This is a genomic window from Xanthobacter luteus (assembly GCF_040049235.1).
Lineage (GTDB): Bacteria > Pseudomonadota > Alphaproteobacteria > Rhizobiales > Xanthobacteraceae > Xanthobacter.
The window spans coordinates 1-25,819 of the sequence record NZ_JBDZDO010000004.1 but is presented as its reverse complement, the minus strand read 5'-3'; the positions used below and the strand labels follow the sequence as shown (position 1 = coordinate 25,819).

Sequence of the window (25,819 nt, the reverse complement as noted above, 5' to 3'; positions counted from 1 at the left end):
CGCGCTCGCCGGCGGGCCTGGGCGCCGGCCCCGGTGCGCGCGCCCGGGGCGGCGCCGCCGGCCCGGCCGTCCGCCGCGGCTCGCGCCCGTCCGCGTGATCCGCCCCGCTTGCGCGCGCCGCCAGAAGGCTCCGCCGGCTCGGCGCGGCCGCGCCGCGCGCGGGCCGCGCGGCGCCGGCGCTTGACAGGAACCCGGCGCCGTCGCTTGGTGGGGGTCATGACATCGTTCGTTCCAAAGGACGCATCCCTCCTGCCGAACATCGAGGCCAAGGCCCGGCAGGAGGTCAACGAGCCCCACTCCGCGGTCGTGCGCTTCGGCGCGGATGCGCCGCTGCGCCTCGATGCGGGCGTCGCGCTGCCGGACCTGCAGATCGCCTACCAGACCTATGGCGAGCCCAATGCGGCGCGCTCCAACGCCATCCTGGTGTGCCACGCGCTGACCGGCGACCAGCATGCCGCCAACCCCAATCCGGTCACCGGCAAGCCCGGCTGGTGGGAGACCATGGTGGGGCCGGGCCGGCCGATCGACACCGAACGCTTCTTCGTGATCTCGTCCAACGTGCTCGGCGGCTGCATGGGCACCACCGGTCCGGCCTCCACCGATCCGGCGACCGGCCAGCCTTATGGCCTCGGCATGCCGCTCGTCACCATCCGCGACATGGTGAACGCCCAGGCCATGCTGCTCGACCATCTCGGCATCGAGAAGCTGTTGTGCGTCGCCGGCGGTTCCATGGGCGGCATGCAGGTGCTGCAATGGGCGGCGAGCTACCCCGAGCGGGTGTTCTCGGCGCTGCCCATCGCCACCGGCGCGCGCCACTCGGCGCAGAACATCGCCTTCCACGAGGTCGGCCGGCAGGCGGTGATGGCCGATCCCGACTGGCGCGGCGGGCGCTATCTGGCGGAAGGGGTGACGCCCCACCGCGGGCTCGCCGTGGCGCGCATGGCGGCGCACATCACCTACCTCTCCGACCAGGCGCTGCACCGCAAGTTCGGCCGCCGGCTGCAGGACCGGGTGATGCCCACCTTCGGCTTCGACGCCGACTTCCAGGTGGAGAGCTATCTGCGCTACCAGGGCGAGAGCTTCGTGCAGCGCTTCGACGCCAATTCCTATCTCTATGTCACCCGCGCCATGGACTATTTCGACCTCGCCGCCGACTATGGCGGCGTCCTCGCCAACGCCTTCGCCGGCTCGAAGACGCGCTTCTGCCTGGTCTCTTTCACCTCGGACTGGCTGTTTCCGACGGTCGATTCGCGCACCATCGTGCATGCCCTGAACGCCTCCGGGGCGAGCGTGTCGTTCGCCGAGATCGAGAGCGACAAGGGCCACGACGCCTTCCTGCTGGAGGAGCCGGAGCTGTTCGCCATCACCCACGGCTTCCTCGACAGCGCGGCGCGGGCCTTCGGCCTGCCGCCGGCGCGGGAGCGGTGAGCGCCATGGCCCTGCGCGAAGGCGGCCTCGACGAGAGCGCGGTGCGCTCCCAGGGCGGGCGCGTCGATCTGGTGGTGGTGGCCGAGATGGTGGCGCCGGGCGCCCGCGTGCTCGACGTGGGCTCGGGCGACGGGGCGCTGCTGGAGCTGCTCGCCACCACGCGCGGCTGCGACGCCCGCGGCATCGAATTGTCCCGTGAGGGGGTGAATGCCGGGGTGGCGCGCGGCCTCGCGGTGATCCAGGGCGACGCCGACGTGGACCTCGCCCATTATCCGGACGACGCGTTCGACTACGTCATCCTCTCCCAGACGCTGCAGGCGACGCGGCGCCCGCGCTGGGTGCTGGAGCAGATGCTGCGCATCGGCCGGCGCGCGGTGGTCTCGTTCCCGAACTTCGGCCACTGGCGCTCGCGGCTGGACCTCTTGGTGCACGGGCGCATGCCGCTGACCGAGAACATGCCGGTGCCGTGGTACGACACGCCCAACATCCATTTCTGCACCATCCGCGACTTCGTGGCGCTGGTGGAGATCCTCGACGCGCGCATGGAGAAGGCGGTGGCGCTGGACAGTTCCGGCCACCGGGTGCGGGTGAACATGCCCTGGTGGGTGTGGAACCTGCTCGGCGAGCAGGCGGTGTTCCTGCTCTCGCGCAAGGGGGCGGACGGGCGGCCCGCCGGGCGCGGGCCCGCCTGAGCGCGGGCTGGGCGGTCGGTTCGACCCTCCGCCGCTCCGGGCCCCGCCTTTGCTCTGCTCGTCTGTCGCCGCGGGAAGCCTGACTTGTGAGGAAACCCTCTCCCTTCCGGGAGAAGGAGGACCCGGCGCCGGCTTTCGGATCGAAAACCCGCCGCCGGTCCCCGCCGCCGGTCCCCGCCGCCGTTCCCCGCTGCCAGGGGGCATCCCCGCGCGCCAAGGGTCCGCGGAAAAAGAAAACGCCCGCCGAAGCGGGCGTTGTCCTCGTTCCGTCTCCGGGTCCCGGCGCTGGCCGAGCCCCGCATGAAGCCTCAAGCCTGGGGCTGCGGCTCGATGGAGCCGCCGGCGCCGCCGGGGCGGGGGCGCTTGGCGGTGGGGATGGCCGAGCCGCGCGGATTCGGCGGGTCGATCACGCTCTCCCGGTTGGGAGTCTTGCCGTCCAGCAGGTCGATGATCTCGTCGCCCGAGAGGGTCTCGTACTCGAGCAGCCCCTTCGCCAGGGACTCGAGGTCGTGCGACTTCTCGGTGAGGATGCGCCGCGCCTCCTGATAGCCCTCGTCCACCAGCCGCCGGACCTCCTTGTCGATGGTCTGGGCCGTGGCCTCCGAGATGTTCTGGTGGCGCTGCATGGACATGCCGAGGAACACCTCGTCCTGGTTCTCGCCGTAGGCCACCTGGCCGAGCAGGTCCGAAAAGCCCCAGCGGGTCACCATCATCTTGGCGAGGCGGGTGGCCTGCTCGATGTCCGAGGCGGCGCCCGAGGTCACCTTGTCCGGGCCGAAGATCAGCTCCTCCGCCACGCGCCCGCCCATCATGATGGCGAGGCGCGAGGTCATCTGCTCGTAGCTCATGGAGAGCTTGTCGCGCTCCGGCAGCTGCATGACCATGCCGAGCGCGCGGCCGCGCGGGATGATGGTGGCCTTGTGCACCGGGTCGGTGGCCGGGACGTTGAGCGCGACGATGGCGTGGCCGCCCTCGTGATAGGCGGTGAGCATCTTCTCTTCCTCGGTCATCACGAGGGAGCGGCGCTCGGCGCCCATCATCACCTTGTCCTTGGCGTCCTCGAACTCGCTCATGGTGACCATGCGCTTGTTGCGCCGCGCCGCCATCAGCGCCGCCTCGTTGCAGAGATTGGCAAGGTCCGCGCCGGAGAAGCCGGGGGTGCCGCGGGCGATGGTCTTGAGGTTCACGTCCGGGGCGACCGGGATCTTGCGGGCGTGGACCTTCAGGATCTGCTCGCGGCCCACCACGTCCGGGTTCGGCACCACCACCTGGCGGTCGAACCGGCCGGGGCGCAGCAGCGCCGGGTCGAGCACGTCCGGACGGTTGGTGGCGGCGATCAGGATGATGCCCTCGTTCGCCTCGAAGCCGTCCATCTCCACCAGCAGCTGGTTGAGGGTCTGCTCGCGCTCGTCATTGCCGCCGCCGAGGCCGGCGCCGCGGTGGCGGCCCACCGCGTCGATCTCGTCGATGAAGATGATGCAGGGGGCGTTCTTCTTCGCCTGCTCGAACATGTCGCGCACGCGGCTCGCGCCGACGCCCACGAACATCTCGACGAAGTCGGAGCCCGAAATGGTGAAGAACGGCACGTTGGCCTCGCCGGCGATGGCGCGCGCCAGCAGCGTCTTGCCGGTGCCGGGCGGGCCCACCAGCAGCACGCCGCGCGGGATGCGCCCGCCGAGCCGCTGGAACTTCTGCGGGTCGCGCAGGAAGTCGACGATCTCGGTGAGGTCGCTCTTCGCCTCGTCGATGCCGGCCACGTCGTCGAAGGTGACGCGGCCGTGCGCCTCGGTGAGCAGCTTGGCGCGGCTCTTGCCGAAGCCCATGGCCTTGCCGCCCGCGCCCTGCATCTGGCGCGACAGGAAGATCCACACGCCGATCAGCGCCAGGAACGGCAGCCAGGACACCAGGAGGCTGACGAACCAGGGCACGTTGTCGGACGGCGGGCGGGCGGTGATCTGCACGCCCTTGCCGTAGAGCCGCTGGATCAGCGAGGGGTCGTTCGGCGCATAGGTCTGGAAGCTGCCCGGACGGTCCGAATAGGTGCCGGTGATGTTCGGCCCCTCGATCACCACCTCGCGCACCTTGCCCGCGTCCACGTCGCTGAGCAGCTGGGAGAAGGAAATCTCGTTCGCGTTCGTGCGCTGGCCAGGGCTCTGGAACAGCGAGAACAGCGCAAGCAGCAGCAGGACGATGATCACCCAAAGGGCGAAATTACGTAAATTGGCGTTCATTGAACCCTCTTGGGGACGCCCGAAGGCCCGACGCCCGATCCTGCTTCCCGTCCGGAAATCGCTCCGGCCGGGCGCGGATGAGGTGCCATTCCCGCTACGTCCGTTCCCTAATCTAGGTTGCGCCCCCTCTCTTGCCAAGGCGAGGGCGGTCCGCGCCGCGTGAAATCAACGCGAGTCCGGCCGCTTCCGGCGCTCCGGCGCGGGCGATACGCACAGCTCGCGGCGCCGGATCGTCACCATGGCACCGGCGAGGGTGCGACGAAATGCGGGCGGCTCGTTCCTGGCGGCGGCGCACAGGCGCTCCAGCAGCGCCTCCAGCTTGGCGAGCTCGGCCGGCCCCTCGCGCCCCACCCGGTCGACGGCGCGTCCGAGCAGGCGCAGGGCGATCTCCCGGGGAAGCTCCAGGAAGCCGGCAAGGCCGAGCCGCACCGGCGCGCCCTCGCGCCACGGCTCGAGGACGAGGCGCGCGCCCGCCTGGTCGGTGGCCCGCTCCAGCGCCTCGTCGGCCCGCGCCATGCGGCGCGCGAACGCGGCGAGCCGCTCGGCGCCCAGCCCCTCGTCGGCCAGCAGCGGGGCGAGCACCCGCAGCCGCGCCCGCGCATAGCGGATGTCGCCGTTGCTCGGGTCCTCGGTGAACGGCACGCCGGCGGCCCGCACGGTGGCCACGAGCCGCGCCTTCGGCACCGCGAGCAGCGGGCGCAGCACGGCGATGCCCTCGCGCCGCGACACCGGGCGCATGGCGGCGAGGCCGGCGAGGCCGGAGCCGCGGGCGAGCCGGAACAGCACGGTCTCCGCCTGGTCGTCGAGGGTGTGGCCGAGGGCGAGGGCGTCCGCCCCGCGCGCCTTGGCCTCGGCGATCAGCAGCCGGTAGCGCGCCGTGCGCGCCGCCTCCTGGATCCCGGTCGTGGGCTTGGCACCGCGCCAGACCAAAGTGCGGTGGGACAGGCCGATGGCGTCGGCGAGGGCGCCCACCGCCTCGGCCTCGCGGGCCGAGCCGGGCCGCAGCGCATGGTCGACGGTGAGCAGGCCGAGCATGGGGCCGTGCTCGCGCGCGCGGCGCCAGCGCGCCGCGAGGATGGCGAGGGCGGTGGAATCGGGGCCGCCCGAGACCGCGATCAGGATGCCGGCATGGCCGAGAAAGGGGGCGAAGAGGGCTTCGAGCTCGTCATCGCCGACCGGCGCGCCGCGCGCCTCGCGCGCGCCGCGTAAGGCAGGGTCGCCGTCAGCAGCCGACACGCTTCTGCTCCCGCTCCACCGCCTGGCGGACGCCCGCCGGCGCACGGGGATACTTGCGGTCGACTTCGAGCAGGGTGGCGCAGGCGGCCTCCTTCTCGCCGAGGATGGCGAGCGACTGGCCGACGCGCAGCAGCGCCTCCGGGGCGCGCAGGGAATTGGGATATTTCACCGTCAGGTCCAGGAACGAGTTCGCCGCGTCCTTGTAGCTCTTCTGCAGGAACAGGCTCTCGCCGAGCATGAAGGTCGCGTCCGGCACCAGACGGTCGGTGCCGCCGGTCTGGATGATCTGGCGGAAGGTCTGCTCGGCGCCGGCGAAGTCCTGGCGCTGGATCTGGCCCTGGCCGGCCTCGTAGAGCTCGCGCGGCGTGGCGCCGGGGCCCGGCAGCGCCGCCACCTGGGCGCCCGCCAGGGGGCCCATCGGCGCGCCGGCGGGGCCGACATGGGGACGCGCCAGCCCGGCCGAGGCGCTGGCGGGCGAGCCGAGCGGCTGCGGCGCGCCGGGCGCGCCGGGCTCGGCACTGGGATCGAACACGTCGGAGCGGCGGCCGGCGGCGGGCGCGAGCGGCGGCCGGTTTTGGGGCGCCGCGCTCCCGCCGGCCGCGCCCGGCGGGCGGGCAGGTCCGCCGCCCTCCTCCAGGCGACGGACCTGCGCTTCGAGCTGCTGGTTGCGGTATTGCAGCTGCTCCACCTGGCCGGTGAGCTGGCGCAGGGCGTTCTCGAGCCGCTCCATGCGCGTCACGAGCTCGGCCGTCTCGGCGCCCTGGGCGTGGTCCTGGACCTGGCCGGGCGGCTTGAACAGATTGCCGAACAGCCCGCCGTCCTGGGCGGACGCCGCCGGAGCGAGGGCGCTCAGAAACAGGGCGACGGCGCCGGCGAAGACGCCGGCCATGGGCAGACGATGCATCATGATCGAGAACGGGGTGCTCGGTTCCGAGGGAGAAGCGGGGGCCGCCCTCGATCCTCATGTTACCTTGGGGATCGCGTCCAAAGTGTGACCCCGCAAGGGATTCCCGAAGGCCGGGACAGCTGCCGGCCGCGCCCTCCCGCGCGCGCCGGCGGGAGGGGCGCCGGGCCTCAGGAGGCGCCGCCGGTGTTCAGCACCGTGACGGCGCGCCGGTTCTGCGACCAGCAGGAGATGTCGTTGCACACCGCCACCGGGCGTTCCTTGCCGTAGGAGATGGTGCGCATGCGGGCGATGTCGATGCCGCGCGAGGCGAGATAGTCGCGCACCGTCTGGGCGCGCCGGGCGCCGAGGGCGATGTTGTATTCGCGGGTGCCGCGCTCGTCCGCATGGCCCTCGATGACGAAGGTGTAGCGGTTCCACTGCTGGAGCCACTGCGCCTGGCGGTCGAGGGTGGCGCGCGCCTGGGGGGTGAGGTCGGTCTGGTCGCTCTCGAAGAACACGCGGTCGCCGACGGCGACGATGAATTCCTGGGGAGACCCGGGGGGACCGGCCTGGCCACCGGCGGCATTGGGGTTCGGCGTGTTCGCGCAGGCGGCGAGCGCCATGGCGAAGCCGAAAAGAGCCGCGAACCGGAAGCCGCGAGCAAAGCCGATGAAACGCATTCCGGTGTCTCCCTTCTCAACGCGTACCGGAGGCCCCATGTAGCCGCCGTCCGGTTAAGCGAACCTTCCGAGTGAGCCCTTCCGCGGCGGCCGGGGCCGCAAAACCCGGTCCGGAAGGCGCAAACCGCGGCGCATGGTTTCCCAAACCTTGCAACGCCGCGCATCTGGTGCGGGAAAAACCATGGCGGGCGACGCGCGGCCTCTCGGCACGCGGCATCGGCTCGACCTTGGGATCTTCCCGGGCGGGATCGCTCCCGGCCACCGGACACCGTCTTCACTGATGCGCGCTCGTGGCGTCATCATGGCGCGGGGGTGCTGGCGGTGCGGCAGGCCGGCCGGCGGCGTTCGCGGGCGGTGCCCTGTTGCTCCGACGCAACAGTCCGGCGGGGGTGCGGCGCGGCGTCGGCGCTTTCAGCCGCGCGCGGCGCGCGCAAGAAAGATCAGCTCGCTGTCGTCGTAAGCGCGCCGCTCCAGCTCGCGAAAGCCCGCGGGCGCTGCGAAGGCGCCGGTGCGCTCCTCCACCACCGCCAGCGCGTCGTCGGCGAGCCAGCCGGCGGTGGCGGCTTGGAGGGCGGCCTCGGCGAGGCCACGGCCGTAAGGCGGGTCGCAGAAGACGAGATCGAAGGGACCGCCGCTCGCCCCGGCCGGGCCGAGGCGGCTCGCGTCGCGGCGGAAGATCCGGGTGACGCCGGCAAGCCCGAGCGCCTCCACATTGTCGCGGATCACCGCGCGCGCGTCGGCGCCGTCGTCCACGAACAGGCAGAAGCGCGCCCCGCGCGAGAGCGCCTCAAGGCCGAGCGCGCCGGTGCCGGCGAACAGATCGAGCACGCGCGCGCCCTCGCAGGGGTCGCCATAAGCGTGGGCGAGAACGTTGAACAGGCTCTCGCGCAGCCGGTCCGAGGTGGGCCGGACGAGGTCGGAGCGGGGCCCCTTCAGGGTGCGGCCCTTGAGGCGGCCGCCGACGATCCGCATGGCACCGCCTCAGCGTCGCCCGCGCGGTCCCGGCTTGCCGCCGGACCCCGGGCCGCCTCTCGGGCCGCCTTTGGCGCCGCCCTTTGAACCGCCCTTTGAACCGCCCTTGGCGCCGCCGACGGGACGTGCGCTCCTGGGGCCGAAGCCGGGACCCTTCGGTCCTGCGCCCGCGCCCGGCCGGCCTTTCCCGCCGGGACCGCTCTTGCCGGCGAAGCCGCCTTTGCCGCCCTCGCGGCGCTGCGGCCGCTCCCCGCCGGCATCGTCGCGGGGGGCGCGGGGCGGGCGGTCTGAGTAGCTGCGCTGCGGCCGTTCGCGGCTCTCGCGGCCGGCGGGACCCGCCGCAGCGCCCTTCTGGCCCCGGTCGTCGCCCCGCGGACGCGGCGGACGGGCGGGCCGGTCCGGCCGCTCGCCGGCGAAGTCGTCACGCCGGGAGCGGGGCGCCGGCCGGTCCACATAAGTGCGCGGCGGCCGCTCGCGACCCTCGCGTCCGGCGGCACCCTCCTGGCCCCGGTCGTCGCCCCGCGGGCGCGGCGGGCGCTCTGCGGCGAAATCGTCACGCCGGGCGCGGGGCGCCGGCCGGTCCACATAGGTGCGCTGGGGGCGCTCGCCGGCGACGTCGTCACGGCGCGCGCGCGGCGGCGCCGGCCGGTCGCCAGAACCGCGCTGCGGCCGCTCGCCGGTGAAATCCTCGCGCCGGGGGCGCGGCGGCCGGTCGGCGGAATTGCGCGTGGGCCGCTCGCCGCCCTTGCGGAAATCGCGCCGCGGGTCGCCGTCGTCGGGGCGCGCAAAGCGGCCGCGCGGGCCCTCGCGGCGCGGGTCCGGCGCGCCGTCCTCGCGGGCGAAGCGGCCGGGGCCGGCGCGGCGCGGCTTCTCGCCGAAGCGGCCCGCGGGCCGCTCGTCCTTGCCGCCGGGACGCCCGCGCCGGGCGCCTTCGGGCTTGCCGGGCCGGGCCGGGCGGTCCGGCGCGGCCGCATGGACCACGCGCTCCACGCTCACGCTGCGGCCCTTGCGGTCCGCCACCGTGCCGAGGCTCTCCCGCTCGCGCTCGTCGCGCTGCCGGCGCCCGCGCGGGGCGGCCGGGGCGGGTGGCGGCGCATCCACCGGCGCTTCGCGGCGCGGCCCGCGGGCGGGTCGGCGCGGCGCGTCCATCGCCTCGTCCGGCGCGCCGTCGCGCAGGCTTTGGCGCTTGCCGGCGGGACGCTGCAAGCGGGTGGGCGGCGCCTCCAATTCGCGCTCCACCAGCGGGCCGGCGAAGTCGGCGCCCGCCGCGGCGGCGATCTCGTCGCCGATCTGGTCGCGCAGGATCCGGGTCTTCACCTCCTCGATGCCGCCCTCGGCGATCTCGCCCAGCTGGAACGGCCCGTAGGAGACGCGGATCAGCCGCCCGACCTTGAGGCCGAGCGCGCCGAGCACGTTGCGCACCTCGCGGTTCTTGCCCTCGCGCAGCGCCACGGTGAGCCAGACATTGGCGCCCTGCTGGCGGTCGAGGGTGGCCTCGATGGGGCCGTATTCCACCCCCTCCACGGTCACGCCCTTGATCAGCGCGTCGAGCCGCCCCTGGTCGACGGCGCCATTGGCCCGCACCCGGTAGCGGCGCAGCCAGCCGGTGTCCGGCAGCTCCAGCACGCGGGCGAGGCCGCCGTCATTGGTGAGCAGCAGCAGGCCTTCCGAATTGAGGTCGAGCCGGCCGACGCTGACGAGGCGCGGCAGGCCCTGGGGCAGGATCTCGAACAGGGTGGTCCGGCCCTCGGGGTCGCGGTTGGTGGTCACCACGCCGCGCGGCTTGTGGTACAGGAACAGGCGCGTGCGCTCGCGCTCGGGCAGCGGGGCGCCGTCCACCGTGATGGCGTCGGCGTCGGTGACGGTGAAGGCCGGGCTCTCCAGCACCTTGCCGTTCACCGCGACGCGGCCCGCGGTGATCCAGTCCTCGATCTCGCGGCGCGAGCCGAGCCCGGCGCGGGCGATGACCTTGGCGACGCGCTCGGCGTCCTTGTTCGGGGCTGCGGGGAGCGCGCGCTTCTCGCGCGGCACGCGGTTCTTTTCCTTGCGGGGCGGTGTGGTGCGGGGCATGGAGGGGCGATAGCACAGCGCGGGCGCCGCCGCGAGCGGCGCTTTCGCGGGATGTCGAGGCCGGATGTCGGGAACTTTCATGCAGATGGCGCTCAACGAGGCGCGCGCCGCCGCCGAGCGGGGCGAGGTGCCGGTGGGCGCGGTGCTGGTGCGCGGCTCGCAGGTGATCGCCCGCGACGGCAACCGCACCCGCGAGTTTTCCGACCCCACGGCCCATGCGGAAATGCTGGTGCTGCGCGCCGGCGGGGCGGCGCTGAAGTCCGAGCGGCTGCTCAACTGCGACCTCTACGTGACGCTGGAGCCCTGCGCCATGTGCGCCGCCGCCATCTCGTTCGCCCGCATCCGCCGGCTCTATTTCGCCGCCGCCGATCCCAAGGGCGGCGGCGTGGAGCACGGCCCGCGCTTCTTCTCTCAAGCAACCTGCCACCACGCGCCGGAAGTCTATGGCGGCATCGCCGAGCGCCAGGCGGCCGAGGTGCTCAAGGCGTTCTTCAAGGAGCGGCGGTGAGGGGGGATTCCCGGACAGTCAAGGCAAGGCAAAAAAGGCGACCGGCAAAGGCGCCCGCAACAGAAAGTTCGTCAGACTTTCACCGTCGGACCGGCCGGATTCAGCATTCTGGATAGACTCAAGCCGACCTTCACCTGACGCGTTCAGCACTCGCCGCATTGCATCCAGCCGCCGGAATTACACGCGACCATGGTTATGCACTTTCGATTGTCCCAGCGGTTCTGCGCCCATCCTCCGCTCGTATTCTTGCAGGATGCCCAGAACTCATAGTCGTTAATCCACCCGTCGGGAGGTCCGAAAACTTCGTTCAGCTTACAACTGCGCTTCCAGGATCCGCCAGGCAGGATTTTCTTTTGCGGCATGAGAAGACCGGTGACGTCTCTAAGCATCGCTGGCGAGGACAGTTTTTGCTCGATATTGGGAAGGTCGGCGGCCGATGCGGCGCCGAGGGCCACCATCAACAGAAAAGCCACCGCAAGACTTCGCCGCATCGCCCCCTCCCACGATAGGTCACCGCGATCGATTGTATCGAGGTGTGATCCGGGGGTCTATGCGGGCCGGCGAAGGCAGGCTTGGCTTCGGCGCCAAAATTCTAGCGGCAGCGCTGGAGCGGGCCGTTCCAGCCGTCGCGGTGGAACTGGTAGCTGAGGCGCCCGCGCTCCAGGCGGGCGGTCACCACCGCCTTTTCTTCGTCGACGCCGAAGGTGCAGATGCCGCGCCAGCGCACCGTGTCGTCCTTGCGGGAGACCTCGGTGAAATCGCAGAAGAAGTCCTCGCCGGCCAGCGCCATGGGCGAGACCACGATGGTGGACAGCGGCCGCCCGCAGCGCCCGGGCGTCGCCCAGGTGCCGACGATGCTCTGCGCCGCCGGCGCGGGCGATGCCGCCGCGAGGAGCAGCGCAATGGCGAGGATCGGCAAGCGCATGGCGGTGTCCTGTCTTTGGGCGAAGCCGCCCTGAAACCTGAGGCCGTCCGGAACCATAGCCGAGCCCCGCCGGCAATGCCTGGCGTTCCTTAAGGCCCGCCGCCGGAGCATGGCGGTCCGGTTGAGGGACCGCTCAGCGCCCCGCCAAAAACGGCGCCACCGCCTTGAGCACCGCCTCGGGCGCCTCCTCGCACACGAAATGGCCGCACGGCACCGGCGCGCCGGTGATGTCGGGGGCGAGCGCCTTCCAGGCGTCGAGCGGGCTCACGCCCCGGCTCGGGATGCCGGCCTCGCCCCACACCGCGAAGGTGGGGCACAGCAGCGTGCGCCCGGCGGCGAGGTCCGCCTCGTCGTGGGCGAGGTCGATGGTGGCCCCCGCCCGGTAGTCCTCGCACATGGCCCGAAGGTGGTCGGGCGCGTTGATGGCGGCGCGGTAGTGGCCGAGCGCGCGCGGATCGAAGGCGGAAAGGTCCTTGGACGCGGTCCAGCTCGCCAGCGTCCAGTCCAGGAACCAGGCGGCCTTGGGGCCGATCAGGGTCTCCGGCAGGGGATGCGGCTGGGCGAGGAAGGCCCAGTGATAGACCTGGAGCGCCCGCGCCCGGTCCATGCGGTGCCACATGACGTAGGTCGGCACGATGTCGAGCGCCACCAGCCGGTCGATGCGGCCGGGATTGTCGAGCCCCATGCGGTAGCCGACCCGCGCCCCCCGGTCGTGGCCCATCAAAGCGAAATGGGCAAAGCCGAGGTCCTCCATCACCTTCACCAGAGCGGCCGCGGTGGCGCGCTTGGAATAAGGCGCATGGTCCGCGCCCGGCGCCGGCGCCGCGCTCCAGCCGTAGCCGGGCAGGTCCGGGATCACCAGAGTGTGGGTCTTGGCCAGCGCCGGGGCCACGCGGTGCCACATGGCCGAGCTCTGCGGGAAGCCATGGAGCAGCAGCAGCGGCGGCCCCTCGCCCCCTTGCCGCACGAAGATGCGGCCGGCCGCGGTGTCGATGTTGTGCGCGGCAAAGCCGGGAAAGAGGTCGGCGAGGTCGGTCATGGCGTCCTCCGGGGGTGCGCGCCGATTCATAACGCGCGCGGCGCGGTTTCATGACGAAAATCCATTTGTGAACCGCTGTGCGCGGCGCTACCCCGCGATATGTCGCGACATGCGCGCAGCAATTCGGGACGAAAGAGGCGGGACGTGACGAACATTCTCTCCATCCAGTCGCACGTGGCCTACGGGCATGTGGGCAACGCCTCGGCGGTGTTTCCGCTGCAGCGCCTGGGAGTCGAAGTCTGGGCCATCAACACCGTGGAGTTCTCCAACCACACCGGCTATGGCGCCTGGCGCGGCCAAGTCTTTGATGCCGCTCTGGTATCGGATCTGGTCCAGGGCATCGCCGAGCGCGGGATGCTGGCGCGCTGCGACGGCGTGCTCTCCGGCTATATGGGCGCGGCCGACATCGGCGCCGCCATCCTCGACGCTGCCAGGCGCGTAAAGTCTTGCAATGCCAATGCTTTGTACTGCTGCGACCCGGTGATCGGCGACGTCGGGCGCGGCATCTTCGTGCGCCCCGGCATCCCCGAATTCATGCGCGCGCAGGCGGTGCCCGCCGCCGACATCATCACCCCCAACCACTTCGAGCTGGAGCTGCTCTCCGGCCGCCAGGCGACCACCTTGCCGGCGGCGATCGCCGCCTGTGACGGCCTCCATCGCATTGGTCCCAAAGTCATTCTCGTCACCAGCCTGCACGCCGAGGAGACCCCGCCCGGCTTCATCGACTTGCTCGCATCGGGTCCCGACGGCCGCTTCCTGGTGCGCACCCCCCGGCTCGATCTGGACCTCAACGGTGCCGGTGACGCCATCGCCGCCTTATTCTTTTACCACCATATGCGGAGCGGCAGCACCGCCGAGGCCCTGGCGCGCGCCGCCTCCTCGATCTTCGGCGTCCTGGAGCGGACCGAAAAAGCACAGTCCCGGGAATTGCTTCTGGTCGAGGCACAGGAGGAGTTCGTCCGGCCCTCGCGGCTCTTCACGGCCTCGGCAATCTAAGGCAAATTTGTGGCGTCGCCCGAACCGGCGGCACTGCGAATCCTGTGCGCGGGGGCGCGGGGAGACGAAGCTCCGCGGGACCCGATCTGAAGGGGACCTCGGCCGCCTGGGGACAAGGGAGCATGCCGCGCCGTTACGTGACGCTCGACGTCTTCACCACCCGTCCGTTCGGGGGCAATCCGCTCGCCGTGGTGCTCGACGCCCAGGGCCTCGACGACGCGGCCATGCAGCAGATCGCGCGCGAGTTCAACGTCTCCGAGACGGTGTTCGTGCTGCCGCCGAAGAACCCCGCCCACAAGGCGCGCATCCGCATCTTCACGGTGGCCCACGAAATGCCCTTCGCCGGCCACCCCACCGTGGGCGCGGCGGTGCTGCTCGCCTTGGAGGCCAAGATGGACAAGGGCACCTTCTCCATCGAGGAGCAGATCGGCGCCATCAAATGCGAGGTCGCGACCCTCGGACCCGGCTCGCGCAAGGGCTCGGCGGTGTTCACCGCGCCACGCAAAGGCGAGCTGGAAGAGATCAACCTCTCCCGCGCCGCCTGCGCCGACGCGCTCAGCCTCGACCCGAGCGACATCGGTTTCGACGCCCACCGCCCGGTGGTGGCCTCGGCCGGCGTGCCGTTCCTGTTCGTGCCGTTGTCAAATCTCACCGCGCTCGCCCGCGCCCGGCCCGACGAGGCGGCCTTCATCGCCGCGCTCGGCGCGTTCGGCGAGGCGCTCTATCTCTACACCCCCGACGAGGAGGGCGATGCCGACTTCCGCGCCCGCATGTTCTCGCCGGGCCTCGGCACCGAGGAGGACCCGGCGACCGGCGCCGCCGCCGCCGCCTTCCCCACCGTGCTGATGGACGCCGAGAACCGGGTCGACGGCCACCACAAGGTGCGCATCGACCAGGGCTTCGAGATGGGCCGGCCGAGCCGGCTCGACCTCGGCTTCACGGTGAAGGGCGGGCAATTGGTGGAGGCCACCATCGGCGGCGGGGCGGTGGTAATCGCCGAGGGCGTGCTGCACCTGTGAGACCCGGGCGGTGAGGTCCGCCCGTCACCCCCGACCGGCGATTTCACAGTCAATCCAAGTCGTTCCTGAACGGTATGTCACGCAAAGTTCACGCTGGCGCGCGGCGCTGGCCCTTGGCGTGCGGGCGATGCGGCCTATCTACTCCCCATCCCTACGGCCGCGCTCCGGCCTTCCCCTTTTGCGAGAGCTTGCCTCCATGAGCGACACGCATCCCTCCCTGTTCGACAGCTTCCGCCTCGGCGACGTCACCCTTGCCAACCGGGTCGTCATGGCCCCGCTCACCCGCAACCGGGCGGCCGCCGGCGCCGTGCCCGGCCCGTTCGCGCTGGAATATTACGCCCAGCGCGCGAGCGCCGGGCTGATCATCACCGAAGGCTCGCCGATCTCGCAGGAGGGGCAGGGCTACCAGGACACGCCCGGCATCTACACCGACGCCCAGGTGGAAGGCTGGAAGAAGATCACCGACGCGGTGCACGCCAAAGGCGGGCACATCTACATCCAGATCTGGCACGTCGGCCGGGTCTCCCACGTCTCGCTGCAGCCCGGCGGCGCCCCGCCGCTCGCCCCCTCCGCGATCCGCGCGGCCACCAAGACGTTCGTGAACAACAGCTTTGCCGAGACCTCAGAGCCGCGCGCGCTGGCGACCGAGGAGATCCCGCTGATCGTCGACCAGTATCGTCGCGCGGCCGCGAACGCGATGCGGGCCGGCTTCGACGGCGTCGAGCTGCACGGCGCCAACGGCTATCTCATCGACCAGTTCCTGAAGGACGGCACCAACACGCGCACCGACCAGTATGGCGGCTCGATCGAGAACCGCACGCGCTTCCTGCTGGAGGTGGTGGACGCGGTGAGCGCCGAGATCGGCGCCAACCGGACCGGCCTGCGCCTCTCGCCGGTCTCCCCCGCCAACGGCATCTCGGAGAGCAACCCGCAGGCGCTGTTCAACCACGTGATGGAGGCGCTGGAGACGCGCCATCCGGTCTATGTCCACGTGGTGGAGGGCGCCACCGGCGGCCCGCGCGACATCGACCCCGGCTTCTCCTTCGAGGAGCTGCGCAAGCGCTATTCCGGCGCCTGGATGGTGAACAACGGCTATGACCGCGCCATGGCCGAGAGCGTGGTGGCCGAAGGCAAGGCGGATCTCGTCGCGTTCGGAAAGTGGTTCATCGCCAACCCCGATCTGGTGGAGCGCCTGAAGCGCGGCGCGCCGCTGAACGAACCGGTCCGCGAGACCTTCTATGGCGGCGGCGCCGAGGGCTATGTGGACTATCCGGCGCTCGAGACCGCGGCGGCCTGATGGCCGCCGGCTGGGGCGAGGACCTGGCAGCGCAGCGGCGCGTGACGCCGCTGCGGGCTCTCGACTTGATCCTGGAGCCGGGCGGCTGGCCGGAGGCGGAGCCGCACCGCGCCGCGATCGACGCCCACTTCGCCCGCCGCCGCGCTGCAAATCCCAGCCTGTGGAACGGGAGCGTGCTCCTCCTGCGGCGCTCCCGCATGGTCGGGGACCTGCTCGAGGGCACGTTCCGGCAGGCCGACTTCGCAAGCTTCCTGTGGTGGCGGGAGGTGATGGACTGGCGCGACCTCGGCATGGTCAACGCCTTCGCCACGGCGGCGCTGGAGGGCGCGGACGGGGCGTTCGTGCTCGGCGTCATGGGCGCGCACACCTCGGTGCCCGGCAGCACCTATTTCCCGTGCGGCACCCCGGACCTCGATGACGTGGTGGCGGGCGCGCGGGTGGACCTGCCGGGTTCCGCCCTGCGCGAGCTCGCCGAGGAAACCGGCCTGACGGCGCGCGACGTCGCACGCGACGGCGGCTTCGTGGCAGTCTATGACGGTCCGCGCATCGCCTTCATGCACCGCCTGGTGTTCGCCGAAAGCGGCGAGGATCTGGCGGCGCGCATCCGCGCCTTCTTGGCCGCCGAGCGCGAGCCCGAGCTGGCGGATGTGGTGGTGGTGCGCGGCGAGCGGGACATTACGCCGCGCGTCGCGCCGTTCGCCGTGGCCTATATGCGCGCACGCTGGGCGGCGGGCAGCCGCTGATGCCGAGGGAAGCCGGGAGGAAGGTTCATGGTCCGCAGCTGGTTCGAAGGCGTCCGCCGCGCCGCGCTCGCATTGGCCCTGATGGCGCCCGGCGCGGCGCTGGCCGAGGGCTGGAGCGAGTATCGCCAGCCCGATCTGACCGGCGCCATCTACGCCGCCTCAAATGGCGACCTCATGGTCCTCATCGGCTGCAAGGCGGGCGGAAAGCCGGCGCTCCAGGTGGTTCTCCCCGAGGGCACGAAGGCGCGTTCCGGCCGCCCGGGCAGCGTCTCGCTGACGGTGGACGGGCGCGGCTTCGGCTATTCCGGCGAGGTCAAGGACCTGGATGACGGCGCCGGCAAGGTGCTCATCGCCGGGATCAAGGCGAGCGATCCCCTCATGAAGGCGCTCGCCGAGGGCGACCAGCTGAAGGTCGCCCAGGGCCGCCTCTCCTACGCGCTGCCGCTCTCCGGCGCCGGCCCGGCGGTCGCCGGTTTCCTGTCGGCCTGCGGGCCGAAGCCGCGCGGCGCGCCGCAGGCGGCGGCGCCTTCCGCGCCGCCTTCGGCTCCTGCGCCCGCCGAGGCGGCATCCGCGCCGGCCGCCCCGCAAAGCGGCGAGCGGACCGAGCGCGCCAAGCCCCAGCCGCTGCCCGGCAACGAGGCGCTGGCGGAGGCGATCTTCGTCGACAAGCAGGAAGGCCGCCGCATCGCCGGCAAGCTGAAGGTCACGGCCATCGACCTCAACGGCGACGGCGCGAACGAGGCGATCGTTACCGTCACCGATCCCGGCTGGTGCGGCGAGAACGGCTGCACCATCTTCGTGGTCGATTTTTCCGGCGGCCAGGCGCGCACCATCGGCGAGTTCATCGGCATGAGCCTCGCGCCCGGCAAGGGCCGCACCGGGGAGTGGCGCGACCTGGTGCTGCGCGGCCCCACCGGCCAGGAGGTTGAGAACTTCGTCGACGGCCACTATCGCTGAGCCGGGGGCGCCCACGCCCGCGTGACTTGTCACACCCGCCGGGCGCCACCTAACATGCCCAACTTTGCCGCCGGGGCGGCTCGAGGCGGGCGGCACGAGGCGGGCGGCAGGTGGCGGGCGGCGGGAGACGGATGGCGGTCGGATGTCCGATGCATTGCGCATAGCCCATGGGGCGTTCGGCCGGGTAGCCCTGCTCGACATGGACCGCTCGCTGGTGCGCCATGCCCATCCGCATTGCCACGTGCTGATCAAGGTGGGCGGGGACGACACGCAGTTCCTGGTCGGGGATCGGGTGGCGCCGCTCGCGGATGCGTGCGCGGTCCTGGTGAACGCCTGGGAGCCGCACGCCTACGTGCACGACCCGCGGCGCGAGAACGCACTCATCCTCGCCCTTTATATTGAGCCCGACTGGCTGGTCACCTTCCGGCCCAACTGGGGCGCGAGCGGCTCGGCCGGCTTCTTCGATCAGTCGGCGGGCGCCATCACGGCCAAGATCCGCGGCACCGCGCTCGATCTCGCCAGCGAGATGGTGCTGGAGCCCGGCTCCCGCAGCCGCCAGGAGCGGCTGCTCTCTGAGCTGATGATCGCGGTGATCGAGCGCTTCACGCCGTGGCGCACGGTGGGCTCCTCGCTGCGCGAGATGGCGCGCTCCAGCGCCATCGACTGGCGGGTGCGCAGGACCATCGCCCTCATGCGGCAGGATCCGACCGCGCCCTTGAGCATCGAGCGCCTGTGCCGGGAAGCGGGCATGTCGCGCTCGCACTTCTTCCGCGTGTTCGAGGATTCCACCGGGGTGACGCCCCACGTCTTCCTCAACGTGCTGAAGGTGGAGATGGCGGTCGGGGCGGTGATCGATTCCGAGGAGCCCTTCGCGGCCATCGGCGACCGCCTGGGCTTCAGCGCGCCGAGCCATTTCACGCGCTTCTTCCGGGACCATTGCTCGGTCTCCCCGCGCGAGTTCCGCACGGTCGCCCGCATCGGCCGCTGATCGTCCCGCTTTATGGGACTTTTCGGTCAGTGATGGGACCGTCGGCTATAGTGCCGCGCGTCCGCTCCTGTTTTTTTGCCCCCCAAGGCGCCGGCTGAGCGCCATGGGAGGGATCGAGCTTGCGGGTCGAAGGCGTCGCCTGGACGGGCCAGTCATTGCCGAGGGTCGAGGACGCCGCGCTGCTTTCCGGGCGCGGGCGCTTCATCGACGATCTCGGGGTGCGGTCCGGCACCCTGGAGGCGGCGATCCTGCGCTCCCCCCACGCCCATGCGGACATCGTCGCCATCGACACCGCGGCCGCTCTGGCGCTGCCGGGCGTCGCCGCGGTGGTCACCGGCCGGGACCTCGCGGCGCTGACCCTGCCCATGGTGGCGGGGCTCAAGGTGAACGTCGAAAACTGGCCCATGGCGGTCGACCGGGTGCGCTATGTGGGCGAGCCGGTGGCCGTGGTGGTGGCCGAGACGCGCTATCTCGCCGAGGACGCGCTCGACGCGGTGGCGGTGGACTACGCCCCCCGCCCGGCCATCCTCGATCCCATGGCGAGCATCGATCCTTCGGCGCCGCTGCTGCACGAGCAATCCGGCGGCAACCTGGTCAGCGACCGCCGCTTCTCCTACGGCGATCCCGAGGGCGCCTTCGCGGCCGCGGAGCGGGTGTTCGAGATCACCGTGCGCTATCCGCGCAATACCGGCGCACCCATGGAGACGTTCGGGGTGATCGCCGAGTACGACCCCTTCGAGGGGGTCTACGACATCCGCGCCAATTTCCAGGGGCCGTTCTCGATCCATACGGTGCTGGCGCGCACCCTGAAGGTGCCCGGCAACCGGCTGCGCATGCGCATGCCGCCCGATTCCGGCGGCAGCTTCGGCGTGAAGCAGGGCGTCGCGCCTTATGCGGCGCTGATCGCGGTGGCGGCGCGCATCGCCGGGCGGCCGGTGAAGTGGATCGAGGATCGCCTCGAGCACCTCGCCGGCGCGGTCGCGGCGACCAATCGCGTCACCACCCTCAAGGCGGCGGTGACCGCCGAGGGGCGCATCACCGCGCTCGATTTCGATCAGGTGGAAGATTGCGGCGCCTATCCCCGCGCCCCCGAGCCGGCGACGCTCTACCGCATGCACGGCAACATGACCGGCGCCTACGACATCGCCCATGTTGCCATCCGCAACCGCGTGGCGCTCACCAACAAGGCCCCCACCGGGCTGGTGCGCGGCTTCGGCGGGCCGCAGGTCTATTTCGCCCTGGAGCGCGTGGTCCAGCGCGTCGCCCAAGGCCTCGGCCTCGATCCGCTCGACGTGATCCGGCGCAACCTGATCCCGACCGGCGCGTTTCCCTATCGCACCGCCACCGGCGCGCTCTACGATTCCGGCGACTTCCCGGCCGCCGTCGCCCTGGCGGCAAGCGAGGGCCGGCTCGCCGACCTTAAGGCCCGGCGCGCGGCGGCGCGCGCGGCAGGCCGGCGCTACGGCATCGGCTTCGCCGCCGCGGTGGAGCCCTCGGTCTCCAACATGGGCTACATCACCACCGTGCTCACGCCGCAGGAGCGCGCCAAGGCCGGCCCGAAGAACGGCGCTCAGGCGTCCGCCACGGTGTCCATCGATCCCACCGGCACGGTGAGCGTCACCGCCGCATCCACCCCGCAGGGGCAGGGGCACCGCACGGTGCTGGCCCAGGTGGTGGCGGACGTGTTCGGGCTTTCCCCCGCCGACGTGCGGGTGATCTGCGAGCTCGACACCGGCAAGGACGCCTGGTCCATCGCCTCGGGCAATTATTCGAGCCGCTTCGCCGCCGCGGTCGCCGGCGCCGCGCACCTGGCGGCCACCCGCCTCAAGGACCGGCTGGCGCAGGTGGCGGCCGCCCAGCTGCAGGCGCAGGTGGGCGATATCTCCTTCGCAGGCGGCAAGATCCTCGCCAAGGGCGGCGCCTCCGCCCCGTTCGCGCGCATCTCCGCGCTCAGCCACTGGTCGCCCGGCGTGCTGCCCGAGGGCGTCGACCAGACCATCCGCGAGACCGCCTTCTGGAGCGCGCCGGAGCTGACCGCGCCGGACGCCGACGACCACGTGAACTCCTCGCTCTGCCACGGCTTCATCTTCGACATGTGCGGCGTCGAGGTGGACGAGGTGTCCGGCGCGGTGCGCATCGACCGCTACGTGACCATGCACGATTGCGGGCGGGTGCTGCACCCCGGCATGGTGGAGGGGCAGATCCGCGGCGCCTTCGCCCAGGCGCTCGGCGCGACCTTCCTGGAGGAGCTCGCTTATGCCGAGGACGGCGCATTCCTGACCGGGACCTTCGCCGACTATCTCCTGCCCACCGCCACCGATGTGCCGGACATCGAGATCCTGCATCTGGAGACCCCCTCGCCGTTCACGCCGCTCGGCGCCAAGGGGGTGGGGGAGGGCAATTGCATGTCGACCCCGGTGTGCCTCGCGAACGCGGTGGCGGATGCGCTCGGCGTCGGCGATATCGTGCTGCCGCTCACCCCGGCGCGGGTCGCGGCCCTGGTGGACCGGGAGGAGCCCGCGGCGCCCGCGGGGACTGCGCGCGCCGCCGTCCGCCCCGGCGACCGCACCTTGCGGGGCGAGGGCGCGGCCTTCGTGCCGGCGCCGCGCGCCCAGGTCTGGGCGACGCTGCTGGACGCCGACGCGCTCGCCTCCATCATTCCCGGCTGCCACGGCGTCAGGAAGCTCACGCCGACCCATTTCACCGCCGAGGTGACGCTCGGCATCGGTCCGGTGAAGGGCCGCTACGAGGCGGACGTGAAGCTCTCCGACCTCGACGCGCCCTCCGCCGCCACGCTCTCCGGCTCGGTCTCCGGCGCGCTCGGCACCGGCGGCGGCGCCGGCCGGGTCACGCTCACGCAAGTGGAGGGCGGAACCCGCGTCTCCTACGCCTACGAGGCGGCCGTGGGCGGCAAGGTGGCGGCCATCGGCGGGCGGCTGCTGGATGGCGCGGCGAAGGCCATCATCGGCCAGTTCTTCGCCGCTTTGGCGCGCCGCGCCGCCCCGGACCAAGCGGGCTTTTTCGCCCGGCTGCTCGGCCGTGTCACCGGGAGGCGCGCATGAAGCCCGCCGCCTTCGACTTCGTGCGCGCCGAGAGCCTGGAGGAGGCGCTGGAGACGCTCGCCGCCCATGGCGGGGATGCCCGCGTGATCGCCGGCGGCCAATCGCTGCTGCCCATGCTCAACATGCGCCTCGCCAAGCCCGCCGTGCTGGTGGACATCATGGGCCTGCCGGCGCTGCGGGCGATCCGGCGCGAGGGCGATGCCATCATCGTCCCCGCCGGGGTGCGGCAGGCCGAGCTGCTCGCCTCGGCGGAGCTCGCCGCCCAGCCGCTGCTGGCGGCGGCGCTGCCCTTCCTCGGTCATTACCAGACGCGCAGCCGCGGCACCGTGTGCGGCTCCGCCGCCCATGCCGACCCGAGCGCGGAGATCCCTTTGTGTCTGGTGGCGCTCGGCGGCGAGGTGCGCCTGAGAACCCGCCGCAAGGCGCGGCGCGTTCCGGCCGCGGATTTCTTCACCGGCATGATGACGACCGCCAAGGCCGACGACGAGCTGATCGAGGCCGTCGCCTTTCCCCTGGCGAAGCCCGGCAGCGCCTATGCCTTCAAGGAATATTCCCGCCGCCACGGCGACTTCGCCATCGTCGGCTGCGCCGCGCGCGTGGCGTCCGACGCCATCGAGCTTTCGGTCTGCGGCGTCGCCGACAAGCCCGAGCGGCGCGCCTTCCCGCGCCTGTCCGGCGCCGCGCTCGACGATGCCCTCAACGCCTTCGCCTGGGAGCTCGATGCCCGCGACGACCTCCACGCCAGCGCGCGCCTCAGGCGCGATCTGGTGCGCGCCATGGGCCGCGCCGTGATCGAGGAGGCCGCCCGATGCCTCGCCTGAGCGCCCAGGTCCGCCACGACGTGCGCTTCACCCTCAACGGCCGGCCGGCGCGCGTGGCGGCCGAGCCACGTTTGCTCGCCACCGACGCCCTGCGCCATGGCGCCGGGCTCACCGGCACCCATGTGGGCTGCGAGCACGGGGTGTGCGGCGCCTGCACCATCCTGATCGACGGCGTGCCCGCCCGGGCCTGCCTCACGCTCGCCGTGCAGCTCGAGGGCCGCGCCGTGCGCACGGTGGAGGGCCTCGCGCCGGCGCCCGACCGGCTGTCCGTGCTCCAAGAGGCGTTCCGCCGCCATCACGCCTTGCACTGCGGCTTCTGCACCGCCGGCATCCTGATGTCGGTGGACGCGTTCCTGAAGGAGACGCCCGACCCGCAAGCGCACCACGTGCGCGAGGTGGTGGGCGGCCATCTGTGCCGGTGCACCGGCTATTCCGCCATCGTCGCCGCGGTCCTCGACGCGGCGGCCACCCTGAGAGGGGACGAGAGCAATGTTTGACCTCGGCACGAGCTTCCTGGCGAGCGTCGAGCGCGATCCCGGCGCGCTGGCGGTGGTGGACGGCGAGATCCGCCTCACCTATGCGGCGTGGCTCGAGAAGATCGCCGCCGTCGCCGACGGGCTCGGCGCGCTGGGCCTGCGGCACGGCGACCACCTCGTCACCGTGCTGCAGAACCGCTGGGAGGCGGCGACGCTGCACTGGGCCTGCCAGTTCGCCGGCATCGTCATGACCCCGGTCAACTGGCGCGCCACGCCGGACGAGATCGACTTCGTGCTGGAGAACGCCGAGGCGAAGGCGCTCGCCTTCGAGCCGGTGGCGCAGGCCGCGGTTTCGGCCTCCGCCCTGGGGCAGCGCCTGCCGCGCATCGGCGTCGGCGTGCCGGCGGACGCCGCATTCGACGACCTTTCGGCCGGGAACGCCACGCCGGCGCCGCGTGCCAGCGCCGACGACTGGTCGCTCATGCTCTACACCTCGGGCACCACCGCCAAGCCGAAGGGCGTGCCGCGCCGCCAGCGGGCCGAGCGCATGGGCGCGGTGGCGCACGTGGCGCAGAACCTCTACGGCCGGGGCGAGGTGACGCTCGGCGTCATGCCGCTCTACCACACCATGGGGGTGCGCTCGCTCATCGCCATGTCGCTGATCGGCGGCACCTTCGTGTGTCTGCCGCGGTTCGACGTGGCGCGGGCGCTGGAGCTGATCGCGCAGGAGCGCATCACCAACCTCTATCTGGTGCCGACGCTCTACCACGATCTGGTGCACCACCCGCGCTTTGCGGCGACCGACACGGCGAGCGTGCGCAAGCTGGGGTTTGCCGGCGCGCCCATGACCGACGGGCTGCTGAAGGCGCTGACCGAGGCGTTCCATCCCGAACTGTTCGTGAACCATTACGGCTCGTCCGAGATCTACACCTTCACCATCAACCAGAAGGCGGCCGAGAAGCCGGGCTCGGCCGGCAAGTCCGGGCTCAACCAGCTGATCCGCGTGGTCAAGCTCGGCGCCGCTTCGCCCACCGACCGCGCCGCGCCGGGCGAGGAGGGCGAGATCATCGCCCTGGCCTCGTCCGACGAGGCCTTCGAGGGCTATTGGCGGCGCCCGGACTCCAACGCCAAGTCGCTCCGGGACGGCTGGTACTTCACCGGCGACACCGGCTATTTCGACGCCGACGGCGACCTCTATGTCACCGGGCGGGTGGACGACATGATCATCACCGGCGGCGAGAACGTCTCGCCGGTGGAGATCGAGAGCTGCCTGTCCATGCATCCCGGCGTCGCCGAGGTGGCGGTGGTGGGCCTGCCGGAGCCGCGCTGGGGCAAGATCGTGGTCGCCTTCATCCAGCGGCGCGGCGACGTTACGCCGGAGGAGCTGGACGCCCATTGCCGCGCCTCCGGGCTCGCCAATTTCAAGCGCCCGCGGCGCTACGAATTCGTCGCCGCGATCCCGAAATCCCCCGTCGGCAAGCTGCTGCGCCGCCAACTCGTGGCCGGCGAGTACGAGCCCGAGCGCGGCGGCGAGAGCGCCGCCTGATCCCCCGTCATCGACCACAGGACCCGCACAAATGAACGCCTACGTCTCTGCCCCGCCGCTGCCGGCCGATCTCGACGGCTACCGCATCGAGATCGACGCCGCGCGCGAACGCGCCGACATCGTGCTCGCCCGCCCGCCCATGAACACCATTTCCATGCGCCAGCGCGAACAGCTGCGGCAGACCTTCGAGGCCCTGGACGAGGACGACCGGGTGCGCGTCATCGTGCTGCGGGCGGAGGGCGAGCACTTTTCCTCGGGCGGCTTCATCAAGGGCTTCCTGGAGGCCTCCCCGGAGCACGTCTCCAAGCTCGCCTGGAACATCGCCGCCCCGGCGCGCTGCGCCAAGCCGGTGATCGTGGCGAACCGCGGCTACACCTTCGGCGTCGGCTTCGAAATCTCGCTCGCCTGCGACTTCCGCATCGTCTCCGAGACCTGCCGCTATGCCCTGCCCGAGCAGAAGCTCGGCCAGATCCCGGGCTCGGGCGGCTCGGCGCGGCTGCAGAAGATCGTCGGCATCACCCGCACCAAGGACATCGTGATGCGCTCCAAGCGCATCCCCGGCCGGCAGGCGCTCGACTGGGGCCTCGCCACCGAGTGCGTGCCCGACGGCGAGCTGGAAGCCGCCACCGACCGCCTGGTGGACGAGCTGCGCGCCTTCTCGCCCATCGCCCAGCGCACCGCGAAGAAGCTGCTCAACGACACCGAGGATTCGAGCCTGTCCATCGCCATCGAGCTGGAGGGCCACTGCTACAGCCGCCTGCGCCAGTCGGACGACTTCAAGGAGGGCGTGCTTGCCTTCCACGAGAAGCGCGCGCCGCACTTCAAGGGCAGCTGAGCCGCGACCGGAATGGGCGCCGGGCGGGTTGGCCCGGCGTCGGGGAGCGAAGACCACGCAACCAAACCCAGGGGAAACGTCATGAAGATCAGTGGTTACAAGGTCACGCTGGCGGCGGCACTGGCCGCGAGCGCGCTTTCGGGGGCGGCGTTTGCCGCCGATCCGATCAAGATCGGCGTGGTGACGCCGAGCACCGGCACGTTCGCGCCCATCGGCCAGCAGGTGCGCTGGGCGCTGGAGCTCGCCGCCAAGGAGATCAACGCCTCGGGCGGCATCATGGGCCGCCCGGTGACGCTGATCGTCGAGGACGAGGAGACCACGCCCGCCGCCGCCGTGCAGAAGGCGGAGAAGCTGTTCCAGGTGGACAATGTGGACTTCCTCACCGGCACGGTGAACTCGGGCGCCACTTTGG

24 protein-coding genes are annotated in these 25,819 nt (G+C 71.9%); 15 read left to right on the top strand and 9 right to left on the bottom strand.

Annotated elements, in window-relative coordinates:
• Window positions 1-216 precede the first annotated feature (216 nt).
• Together metX and metW are read left to right on the top strand one after the other, a co-directional pair.
• Window positions 217-1,428: a homoserine O-acetyltransferase MetX gene (gene metX, locus ABLE88_RS13510; RefSeq protein WP_348832218.1), complete on the top strand. Its 1,212-nt coding sequence runs from the start codon at window positions 217-219 to the stop codon at window positions 1,426-1,428.
• Window positions 1,429-1,433: 5 nt separating this feature from the next.
• Complete coding sequence (gene metW, locus ABLE88_RS13505; RefSeq protein ID WP_348832217.1) at window positions 1,434-2,120, top strand: methionine biosynthesis protein MetW; 687 nt, start codon at window positions 1,434-1,436, stop codon at window positions 2,118-2,120.
• Window positions 2,121-2,428: 308 nt separating this feature from the next.
• On the opposite strand, the gene ftsH is transcribed toward metW, so the two are convergent.
• From ftsH to ABLE88_RS13475, 6 genes are all read right to left on the bottom strand, one after another.
• Window positions 2,429-4,351, bottom strand: coding sequence for an ATP-dependent zinc metalloprotease FtsH (gene ftsH / locus ABLE88_RS13500; protein WP_348832216.1), 1,923 nt, complete (start codon window positions 4,349-4,351; stop codon window positions 2,429-2,431).
• 165 nt (window positions 4,352-4,516) lie between these two features.
• Window positions 4,517-5,587 (bottom strand): tRNA lysidine(34) synthetase TilS, encoded by a 1,071-nt coding sequence (tilS, locus tag ABLE88_RS13495; RefSeq protein ID WP_348832215.1) that lies wholly within the window; start codon window positions 5,585-5,587, stop codon window positions 4,517-4,519.
• The gene (ybgF, locus tag ABLE88_RS13490) at window positions 5,574-6,494 is read right to left on the bottom strand and encodes a tol-pal system protein YbgF (RefSeq protein ID WP_348832214.1); all 921 of its coding nucleotides are present in this window, start codon (window positions 6,492-6,494) and stop codon (window positions 5,574-5,576) included. Before ybgF ends, tilS begins: the two co-directional genes overlap by 14 nt.
• Window positions 6,495-6,661: 167 nt before the next feature.
• Window positions 6,662-7,153 (bottom strand): peptidoglycan-associated lipoprotein Pal, encoded by a 492-nt coding sequence (gene pal / locus ABLE88_RS13485; protein ID WP_348832213.1) that lies wholly within the window; start codon window positions 7,151-7,153, stop codon window positions 6,662-6,664.
• A 411-nt stretch (window positions 7,154-7,564) separates the two neighbouring features.
• Window positions 7,565-8,125 carry a 16S rRNA (guanine(966)-N(2))-methyltransferase RsmD gene (rsmD, locus tag ABLE88_RS13480; protein ID WP_348832212.1) on the bottom strand — a complete coding sequence of 187 codons (561 nt, stop codon included), beginning with the start codon at window positions 8,123-8,125 and terminating at the stop codon, window positions 7,565-7,567.
• Between the two features lie 9 nt (window positions 8,126-8,134).
• Window positions 8,135-10,156, bottom strand: a complete 2,022-nt coding sequence (locus ABLE88_RS13475) for a pseudouridine synthase (protein WP_510182897.1) — start codon at window positions 10,154-10,156, stop codon at window positions 8,135-8,137.
• A gap of 103 nt (window positions 10,157-10,259) precedes the next feature.
• Between ABLE88_RS13475 and ABLE88_RS13470 the strand changes: the two genes are divergently transcribed.
• A complete protein-coding gene (locus ABLE88_RS13470) occupies window positions 10,260-10,703 on the top strand; it encodes a nucleoside deaminase (RefSeq protein ID WP_348832210.1) in 444 nt (147 codons plus the stop codon).
• A gap of 143 nt (window positions 10,704-10,846) precedes the next feature.
• Here ABLE88_RS13470 and ABLE88_RS13465 read toward each other — a convergent pair whose 3' ends face one another.
• The 3 genes from ABLE88_RS13465 to ABLE88_RS13455 all read right to left on the bottom strand — a co-directional run bounded on the left by ABLE88_RS13465 (window position 10,847) and on the right by ABLE88_RS13455 (window position 12,667).
• Window positions 10,847-11,194 (bottom strand): hypothetical protein, encoded by a 348-nt coding sequence (locus ABLE88_RS13465; RefSeq protein ID WP_348832209.1) that lies wholly within the window; start codon window positions 11,192-11,194, stop codon window positions 10,847-10,849.
• A gap of 101 nt (window positions 11,195-11,295) precedes the next feature.
• Window positions 11,296-11,628: a hypothetical protein gene (locus tag ABLE88_RS13460; protein WP_348832208.1), complete on the bottom strand. Its 333-nt coding sequence runs from the start codon at window positions 11,626-11,628 to the stop codon at window positions 11,296-11,298.
• 133 nt (window positions 11,629-11,761) lie between these two features.
• Complete coding sequence (locus ABLE88_RS13455; protein ID WP_348832207.1) at window positions 11,762-12,667, bottom strand: alpha/beta fold hydrolase; 906 nt, start codon at window positions 12,665-12,667, stop codon at window positions 11,762-11,764.
• 144 nt (window positions 12,668-12,811) lie between these two features.
• Here ABLE88_RS13455 and pdxY point away from each other — a divergent pair, with 144 nt between their 5' ends.
• The 12 genes from pdxY to ABLE88_RS13395 form a co-directional block, all read left to right on the top strand.
• Complete coding sequence (pdxY, locus tag ABLE88_RS13450; RefSeq protein WP_348832206.1) at window positions 12,812-13,663, top strand: pyridoxal kinase PdxY; 852 nt, start codon at window positions 12,812-12,814, stop codon at window positions 13,661-13,663.
• 122 nt (window positions 13,664-13,785) lie between these two features.
• Window positions 13,786-14,682 carry a PhzF family protein gene (locus ABLE88_RS13445; RefSeq protein ID WP_348832205.1) on the top strand — a complete coding sequence of 299 codons (897 nt, stop codon included), beginning with the start codon at window positions 13,786-13,788 and terminating at the stop codon, window positions 14,680-14,682.
• A 196-nt stretch (window positions 14,683-14,878) separates the two neighbouring features.
• The gene (locus ABLE88_RS13440) at window positions 14,879-15,979 is read left to right on the top strand and encodes an alkene reductase (protein WP_348832204.1); all 1,101 of its coding nucleotides are present in this window, start codon (window positions 14,879-14,881) and stop codon (window positions 15,977-15,979) included.
• Window positions 15,979-16,722, top strand: coding sequence for an NUDIX hydrolase (locus ABLE88_RS13435; RefSeq protein WP_348832203.1), 744 nt, complete (start codon window positions 15,979-15,981; stop codon window positions 16,720-16,722). Before ABLE88_RS13440 ends, ABLE88_RS13435 begins: the two co-directional genes overlap by 1 nt.
• A gap of 27 nt (window positions 16,723-16,749) precedes the next feature.
• Window positions 16,750-17,679: a hypothetical protein gene (locus tag ABLE88_RS13430; protein ID WP_348832202.1), complete on the top strand. Its 930-nt coding sequence runs from the start codon at window positions 16,750-16,752 to the stop codon at window positions 17,677-17,679.
• Between the two features lie 142 nt (window positions 17,680-17,821).
• Window positions 17,822-18,667, top strand: a complete 846-nt coding sequence (locus ABLE88_RS13425) for a helix-turn-helix domain-containing protein (protein ID WP_348832201.1) — start codon at window positions 17,822-17,824, stop codon at window positions 18,665-18,667.
• Window positions 18,668-18,786: 119 nt separating this feature from the next.
• A complete protein-coding gene (locus tag ABLE88_RS13420) occupies window positions 18,787-21,729 on the top strand; it encodes a xanthine dehydrogenase family protein molybdopterin-binding subunit (protein WP_348832200.1) in 2,943 nt (980 codons plus the stop codon).
• Window positions 21,726-22,550 (top strand): FAD binding domain-containing protein, encoded by an 825-nt coding sequence (locus ABLE88_RS13415; protein WP_348832199.1) that lies wholly within the window; start codon window positions 21,726-21,728, stop codon window positions 22,548-22,550. Before ABLE88_RS13420 ends, ABLE88_RS13415 begins: the two co-directional genes overlap by 4 nt.
• Window positions 22,538-23,047 carry a (2Fe-2S)-binding protein gene (locus tag ABLE88_RS13410; RefSeq protein WP_348832198.1) on the top strand — a complete coding sequence of 170 codons (510 nt, stop codon included), beginning with the start codon at window positions 22,538-22,540 and terminating at the stop codon, window positions 23,045-23,047. The genes ABLE88_RS13415 and ABLE88_RS13410 overlap by 13 nt, the downstream gene beginning before the upstream one ends.
• Window positions 23,040-24,572: an AMP-binding protein gene (locus ABLE88_RS13405; protein ID WP_348832197.1), complete on the top strand. Its 1,533-nt coding sequence runs from the start codon at window positions 23,040-23,042 to the stop codon at window positions 24,570-24,572. Before ABLE88_RS13410 ends, ABLE88_RS13405 begins: the two co-directional genes overlap by 8 nt.
• A 31-nt stretch (window positions 24,573-24,603) precedes the next feature.
• Window positions 24,604-25,407 (top strand): enoyl-CoA hydratase/isomerase family protein, encoded by an 804-nt coding sequence (locus tag ABLE88_RS13400; protein ID WP_348832196.1) that lies wholly within the window; start codon window positions 24,604-24,606, stop codon window positions 25,405-25,407.
• Window positions 25,408-25,488: 81 nt separating this feature from the next.
• Window positions 25,489-25,819: ABC transporter substrate-binding protein (locus tag ABLE88_RS13395; protein ID WP_348832195.1), on the top strand; the 331-nt coding region annotated here is incomplete at its 3' end.

Excerpts from the sequence above, each read along its gene's own strand:
- ABLE88_RS13405 (WP_348832197.1), top strand. The coding sequence starts at position 23,040 with ATGTTTGACCTCGGCACGAGCTTCCTGGCGAGCGTCGAGCGCGATCCC.
- ABLE88_RS13455 (WP_348832207.1), bottom strand. The coding sequence starts at position 12,667 with ATGACCGACCTCGCCGACCTCTTTCCCGGCTTTGCCGCGCACAACATC.
- ABLE88_RS13470 (WP_348832210.1), top strand. The coding sequence starts at position 10,260 with ATGTCGGGAACTTTCATGCAGATGGCGCTCAACGAGGCGCGCGCCGCC.
- ABLE88_RS13465 (WP_348832209.1), bottom strand. The coding sequence starts at position 11,194 with ATGCGGCGAAGTCTTGCGGTGGCTTTTCTGTTGATGGTGGCCCTCGGC.
- ABLE88_RS13460 (WP_348832208.1), bottom strand. The coding sequence starts at position 11,628 with ATGCGCTTGCCGATCCTCGCCATTGCGCTGCTCCTCGCGGCGGCATCG.
- ABLE88_RS13425 (WP_348832201.1), top strand. The coding sequence starts at position 17,822 with ATGTCCGATGCATTGCGCATAGCCCATGGGGCGTTCGGCCGGGTAGCC.
- pal (WP_348832213.1), bottom strand. The coding sequence starts at position 7,153 with ATGCGTTTCATCGGCTTTGCTCGCGGCTTCCGGTTCGCGGCTCTTTTC.
- ABLE88_RS13415 (WP_348832199.1), top strand. The coding sequence starts at position 21,726 with ATGAAGCCCGCCGCCTTCGACTTCGTGCGCGCCGAGAGCCTGGAGGAG.
- ABLE88_RS13430 (WP_348832202.1), top strand. The coding sequence starts at position 16,750 with ATGGTCCGCAGCTGGTTCGAAGGCGTCCGCCGCGCCGCGCTCGCATTG.
- ABLE88_RS13445 (WP_348832205.1), top strand. The coding sequence starts at position 13,786 with ATGCCGCGCCGTTACGTGACGCTCGACGTCTTCACCACCCGTCCGTTC.
- rsmD (WP_348832212.1), bottom strand. The coding sequence starts at position 8,125 with ATGCGGATCGTCGGCGGCCGCCTCAAGGGCCGCACCCTGAAGGGGCCC.
- metW (WP_348832217.1), top strand. The coding sequence starts at position 1,434 with ATGGCCCTGCGCGAAGGCGGCCTCGACGAGAGCGCGGTGCGCTCCCAG.
- ABLE88_RS13435 (WP_348832203.1), top strand. The coding sequence starts at position 15,979 with ATGGCCGCCGGCTGGGGCGAGGACCTGGCAGCGCAGCGGCGCGTGACG.
- ybgF (WP_348832214.1), bottom strand. The coding sequence starts at position 6,494 with ATGATGCATCGTCTGCCCATGGCCGGCGTCTTCGCCGGCGCCGTCGCC.
- ftsH (WP_348832216.1), bottom strand. The coding sequence starts at position 4,351 with ATGAACGCCAATTTACGTAATTTCGCCCTTTGGGTGATCATCGTCCTG.
- ABLE88_RS13400 (WP_348832196.1), top strand. The coding sequence starts at position 24,604 with ATGAACGCCTACGTCTCTGCCCCGCCGCTGCCGGCCGATCTCGACGGC.
- ABLE88_RS13410 (WP_348832198.1), top strand. The coding sequence starts at position 22,538 with ATGCCTCGCCTGAGCGCCCAGGTCCGCCACGACGTGCGCTTCACCCTC.
- ABLE88_RS13440 (WP_348832204.1), top strand. The coding sequence starts at position 14,879 with ATGAGCGACACGCATCCCTCCCTGTTCGACAGCTTCCGCCTCGGCGAC.
- metX (WP_348832218.1), top strand. The coding sequence starts at position 217 with ATGACATCGTTCGTTCCAAAGGACGCATCCCTCCTGCCGAACATCGAG.